The sequence below is a fragment of the Actinoplanes sp. NPDC048791 genome, assembly GCF_040650095.1.
Taxonomy (GTDB): domain Bacteria; phylum Actinomycetota; class Actinomycetes; order Mycobacteriales; family Micromonosporaceae; genus Actinoplanes.
Genome location: NZ_JBEZGQ010000968.1, coordinates 1 through 3173, shown reverse-complemented (window position 1 = coordinate 3173; position 3173 = coordinate 1). Strand labels below are relative to the sequence as shown.

Here is a 3173-nt window from a genome sequence, read left to right as displayed (position 1 = left end):
GGCGGCGAGGGCGGCCGGGCCCGGCAGTGGCGCGCGGAAGCGGCCGACCGTGACCTGGACGCGATCGTGGTCCTCTTCGACGCGGCGGCCCGGTTCGTCGACCGGCTGCCCGGCGCCCGCACCGAGGTCTTCCTGGACCACGTCCTCGGCCAGGACCTGCCCGCCGACTCGATCGCGCCGAGCGCCGACCGCGGCGAGGCGGTCCGGCTGCTCACCGCCCACGCGGCCAAGGGCCTGGAGTGGGACGTGGTCGTACTGGCCGGCGTCCAGGAAGGCATCTGGCCCGACCTGCGGCTCCGCGGCAGCCTGCTCGGCTCGGAACGACTGGTGGACTTCCTGGCCGGCCGCGCCGCCGCGGGCGCGGCAGCCGTCGTCGGCCAGACCTCCGCGCTGCTCGACGAGGAACGCCGCCTCTTCTACGTGGCCGCCACCCGGGCCCGGCGGCAACTGATCGTGACGGCGGTGGCCTCGGCCAGCGTCGGCGGTTCGGACGGCGAAGAGCAACCGAGCCGCTTCCTGGCCGAACTGGCCCTGCCGGACCGCCGCAGCGGCCCCGACCCCGATCAGCCCCCGGACCCCGGCCCCACGGACCCCGACGATCCCGGCCCCGAAGATCCCGGCCCCGACGACCCGGGCCCGGCTGACTTCGGCCCGGACGGTAACGGCCGGGGAAGCGGAGACTCGGACGGTAACGGCCGGGGAAGCGGAGATCCGGACGGTAACGGCCGGGGAAGCGGAGATCCGGACGGTAACGGCCGGGGAAGCGGAGATCCGGACGGTAACGGCCGAGCCAGCGCCGGCCCGGAAACCAGCGGCCGAGCAGACGCCGGCCCGGACAGCCGGGGTCCTGATGATCTCGGCCCTGACAACCTCGACCCGAGCGATCCTGGCCCGAACGAGCCCGGCGAGGACGGCACGCCGACGGAAAACACCGAGCCCGTAGTCGACGACCACGACGTTGAGGTCCCGGTAGGCCGCCCGCCCCGAGCCCTCACCCTCTCCGCGCTCGTCGCTGAGCTCCGTACCGCTGTCGTCGCCCCCGACGCCTCCCCGGCCCGGCGGCATGCCGCCGCGGCCGAGCTCGCCCGTCTCGCCGCCGCCGGCGTCCCCGGCGCCCATCCCGACGAGTGGTGGGGTCTCCGCTCGCTCTCCGACGACCGGCCGCTGGTCGACGAGGGCGAACCGGTCAAGGTCACCCCGTCCTCGATGGAGAGCGCCCTGCGTTGCAGCCTGCGCTGGCTGCTGGAACGCCATGGCGGCGCCGCCCCGGCCGGTCCTGCTCAGGGGGTCGGCAATCTGGTGCACGCCGCCGCGATGCTCGCCGAGGACGCCAACGCCGACCGGGAGCGGCTGGTCGAGTACGTCTCCGCCCGGTTCGACGCGATCGAGCTGGCCGCGCGCTGGCTGGCCGGCCCCGAGCAGGAACGCGCCCAGGGCATGGTGGACAAGCTGCTGCGCTGGCTGGCCAAGAATCCGCGCCGGTTGCTCGCCATCGAGCATGAGTTCACCGTGCGGCTCGACGATCCGAGCCGGCCGATCCAGCTCACCGGGCGGGTCGACCGGCTGGAGGTGGACGAGCAGGGCCGGCTGGTTGTCATCGACCTCAAGACCGGTAAGAGCACCACCGTCACCACCGGTGATGTCGAGGAGCACGCCCAGCTCGCGGGCTATCAGGCCGCTGTGGACGCCGGCGCTTTCGACGAGTTCGGTGATGAGAGCGGCGGGGCCGCCCTGGTCCAGCTCGGCCCGACCAAGGAGGCCCGCGAGCAGATGCAGCTGCCGCTGGCCGAGGCCACCGATCCGAACTGGGCGTACGCGATGGTCCGGCGCACCGCCGACACCATGGCCGCCTCCACCTTCTCGGCCGTCGCCAACAACAAGTGCCGGGTCTGTCCGGTCAAGACCAGTTGTCCCATCTCCGGTCAGGGCCGGCAGGTCGTCGAGCCGTGACTCAGCCCAGCCTCTTCACCGATCTTCCCGCCCGGCCGCGCCGCCGGGCTGATTCCGGGCCGCGCTACACCCCGGTCGAGCTGGCGAAACTGCTGCGGCTGCATGCGCCGACCCCGGAGCAGGCCGCGATCATCGCGGCGCCGGTCGAGCCGGTGCTGGTCGTCGCCGGCGCCGGTTCCGGCAAGACCGAGACGATGGCGTCGCGGGTGGTCTGGCTGGTCGCCAACGGGTACGCCCACCCGGACGAGATCCTCGGCCTCACCTTCACCCGCAAGGCCGCCGGTGAGCTGGCGCACCGCGTCCGTACCCGGCTCGGGCAGCTGGTCCGGCGCCTCGGTCAGCAGGACGCCCTGGCCGGCGAGCCGACCGTCTCGACCTACCACTCGTACGCGGCCCGCGTGGTCACCGAGCACGGCCTGCGCGCCGGGTACGAGCCGTCGGCCCGGCTGCTCACCGAGGCCGCCCGCTGGCAGATCGTGGACTCGCTGGTGCGCTCGTACACGGGGGAGATGACCGGGCTGAACCGCGCGCCCGGCACCGTCACCGATGACGTGCTGGCGCTCTCCGGCGAGCTGGCCGAGCATCTGGTCACGCCCGATGATCTCGCCGCGTGGACCGGCCGGTTCTTCGCCGAGGTGCAGTCGCTGCCCGGCCGGGTCTACAAGGACGTCAACGACATGCTGCTGCGCCAGCGGCACCGGCTCACCCTGCTGCCCCTGGTACGCCTCTACGACCAGCGCAAACTCGACATCGAGGCGATGGACTTCGGCGACCAGATGGCCCGCGCGGCCCGGGTCGCCCGCGATCATCCCGAGGTCGGGGCGATCGAGCGCGGCCGGTTCAAGATCGTGCTGCTGGACGAGTACCAGGACACCAGCCACGCCCAGGTGGTGCTGCTCAACGCGCTCTTCGGCGGCGGTCACCCGGTCACCGCGGTGGGCGACCCGTGCCAGTCGATCTACGGCTGGCGGGGCGCCTCGGCCGGCACGCTGGACCGGTTCCCCACCGAGTTCACCGGTCCGGGCGGGCGCGAGGCGTGGGTGCTCAACCTGACCCGCAGCTGGCGCAACCGCCCCGAGATCCTCCAGGTCGCGAACGCGTTGTCCCGGCCGCTGCGGGCCGCCGGCGCCCAGGTCGCCGAGCTGATCCCGGCGCAGCGGGTGGCCGACCGGGTCGGTGGGCGCACGGTCGCGTGTGCACTGCTGCCCACGTACGCGGAGGAG

At 73.6% G+C, this 3173-nt stretch carries 2 protein-coding genes; both read left to right on the top strand.

Features of this window, described 5'->3' with window-relative positions; translation table 11 throughout:
- Nucleotides 1–1950, top strand: a 1950-nt coding sequence (locus AB0C29_RS40605) for a PD-(D/E)XK nuclease family protein (protein WP_360832314.1), incomplete at its 5' end; no start/stop codon positions are given.
- The coding region (locus AB0C29_RS40600) for an ATP-dependent helicase (protein ID WP_360832312.1) at nt 1947–3173 on the top strand (1227 nt) is incomplete at its 3' end. The genes AB0C29_RS40605 and AB0C29_RS40600, both read left to right, overlap by 4 nt.